Source organism: uncultured Tateyamaria sp., from assembly GCF_947504105.1.
GTDB lineage: Bacteria > Pseudomonadota > Alphaproteobacteria > Rhodobacterales > Rhodobacteraceae > Tateyamaria.
This window is the reverse complement of the sequence record NZ_CANNGP010000115.1, coordinates 1-2,416: the sequence shown is the minus strand read 5'-3', so window position 1 is coordinate 2,416 and position 2,416 is coordinate 1. Positions and strand designations below refer to the sequence as shown.

2 protein-coding genes are annotated in these 2,416 nt (G+C 54.5%); both read right to left on the bottom strand.

Going from position 1 to position 2,416, the window contains the following annotated elements; translation table 11 throughout:
- Nucleotides 1-36 precede the first annotated feature (36 nt).
- A complete protein-coding gene (locus Q1A75_RS23705; RefSeq protein ID WP_366142236.1) occupies nucleotides 37-1,119 on the bottom strand; it encodes a calcium-binding protein in 1,083 nt (360 codons plus the stop codon).
- Entirely contained in the window at nucleotides 1,050-1,799 is a 750-nt protein-coding gene (locus Q1A75_RS23700) for a hypothetical protein (RefSeq protein ID WP_299593450.1), read from the bottom strand. The genes Q1A75_RS23705 and Q1A75_RS23700 overlap by 70 nt, the downstream gene beginning before the upstream one ends.
- Nucleotides 1,800-2,416 lie beyond the last annotated feature (617 nt).

Here is a 2,416-nt window from a genome sequence, read left to right as displayed (position 1 = left end):
CCATTGCCAAACTACTCTCGGCAACGGACTCGCAGATCAGGCAAGCATCAGGAAGGTGGGGTCAGCGCAACGCTTACTGAAATTCTCGATATCAGTGTAGTTGATACTAGCGGTTTGGCCCGTGGTTGAATTGAAAAGTTGGACCTGGCCGTTGAAACCCGGATTGCCGTTGCTTTCCGGGTTCTGGACAAAGCTTGTAACTTCAAAGCCCTGCGCCAGTAGCTCGCTTAGGTCGAGTGTATCGTTGTCGTCCCCGCCAGACCCGCCGACGACAGTGGTCGTGTTAACATTGTTGCCCAACGTGTTGACAATGATCGTATCCGCGTCGTCCCCGCCATCGAGAATGTCGTTATCCCCGCCGCCTTCGATGATGTCATTCCCGGTACCGCCATTGACCAAGTCCTGACCGTCGCCAGCGCTTATGGTGTCGTCGCCGCTTCCGCCTTCAAGCGTATCATTGCCGTCGCCACCGACGATTTTGTCATCGCCATCGCCGCCATCCGCAAAATTGTCACCGGGTGTTCCAGGGGTGCTCGGGTCGGGTCCGATGATCGAAGCGTTCGTCAGCACCAGATCTGAGAAAGTTGAGCCAGTGGATGTGGGGTTTGTGATCCGAAGTTCTATTGTGGCGGTCGTCGCAACAAAGGACAAATCGACCGTTGGCGTTTCTCCGTCCGCGACGTCGATAGACGTTGAAGCTATGACATTGCCGTTTTCATCAAGGATCTCAATCAGTGCTGTATGCGTCTCCGCGCGCGCGCCAAACTCGGCAAAACTCACCGAGGTCTGATAGGTTTCTCCAATAACAGTATCGACTTGCTGGAAAATGCTATCGCCGAAGCTGGCTTCGTTGTTTTGATTGAAGCGAACGCCGTCGCCACTTGCGAAGTAAGTGGGTTGAGACCCGCCCGTCGGGTTAATCGGTGTCCAGCCATTGGCGTTTCCGTCAAAGTCTCCGTTCGTCAAAAGCTCCCCAGACAAAAAGTCCGGAATTGGGCCGTCGACTTCAATGCAGTCGTCACCGTCCCCCCCCAAAAGACTGTCGTCACCTAGACCGCCAATGATTGTGTCATTGTCCGCACCGCCATCGACAGTGTCGTTGCCGCCGCCAGCAGTAATGCTGTCGTCGCCGCCATTGCCTTCGATGCTGTCATCGCCATTGGTGATCTGATCACCGCCGCCGTCTGTCGCCTGGCCGCTGTCATCATAACCTCGCCAGTTTCTTCACCGTCGACGATGCCGTCGGGCGCGCCGCCAAGGGCGTCAATGCCGATATATCCACCCGAAATCGCCTGCATATTGAACTGCGTTCCGGCAGGTACGTCTTGCGTGAGTGTAAGTGTGACTGAGGCTTCCTGCCACCATGGCTCTGTAGGCGTCGCTGGCATTTGCAATGGAACGTCCACAAAATCCGTTCCAATCTGGAAACGGAACGTGCCCGAGGCATCCCCCTCAAATGACGTCGCAGTCGTGTTTGAAACCACGTAGCTAAAGTCGATGACGATCTCGTCGCCAGCACTTAGGTCCTGGGTCGTATCTGTGCCTATGGCCTCCCGCGTACGGCCGCCAAATGCCATATAGGTGTTACCAACGCCTTCGACCGAGTCCAGGGTGTCATCAAACCACAGGCCAGACCGACCCACGTCCGTATTGGTTTCCCAAACGCCATCTTGCTGCAAATCTGCGGTAGAGCGTGTGCCGACCCAGCCGTCTGGCTTAAATCCCTGTCCGTTTATCGTTGAGCCCGTGTAATCCCATCCCGGATTGTCGACGATTTCACCAATTTCAAACGTAGCCATCTTCAATGCCCCCCGACACTTGTTAAAATTTTATTTGGTGCAGAATGCAACCATAAGTAAGGCGATTCGCGAAAGAAGAATCTACTTTGAGTAGAGATAAAGTGCAGTCCTGTGTAGGCGCTGTGCTCACTTTGGACCCATTGACACGACAACTGACACACTGTTTCCAAAGCAGCCACAGTGATTTTTTGAGCTCGCTATGACAAGATCAATTCCGTAATTTTCGCTCCAACCCAACAACAGATCGGACCCGTCGGAACCTAACGAGTTGGACAGACGGCCACATAGCAGTCGTTGAGAGCGTCATGAGAGACGGCCGCTTTGTCCCGCGTCTCGATGATTACTGACCTTTGCAGCGAAAGCGCAGTTTGAGTTTGCCCGATTAGGCTTGCTTTCAATGACCGGTTTGGTGAAACCCACCGCGTGGCAGCAATCTTTGTGCCGCAATGGCGAAGGGATGCTGCGTCAGCAATAGCCACGCTTGCACAAGTCCGCTTTGTCCCGCATCGTTCCAGTTCGCAGCCGTCGCAACGAAGGTCTGCAATCATCAGCTCGGCAAAGGCCTTCGTGCCGGTTCGCCGGTCTTCAGCACCGCGTTCATGATGACAATGAGCTTA

Excerpts from the sequence above, each read along its gene's own strand:
- Q1A75_RS23700 (WP_299593450.1), bottom strand. The coding sequence starts at position 1,799 with ATGGCTACGTTTGAAATTGGTGAAATCGTCGACAATCCGGGATGGGAT.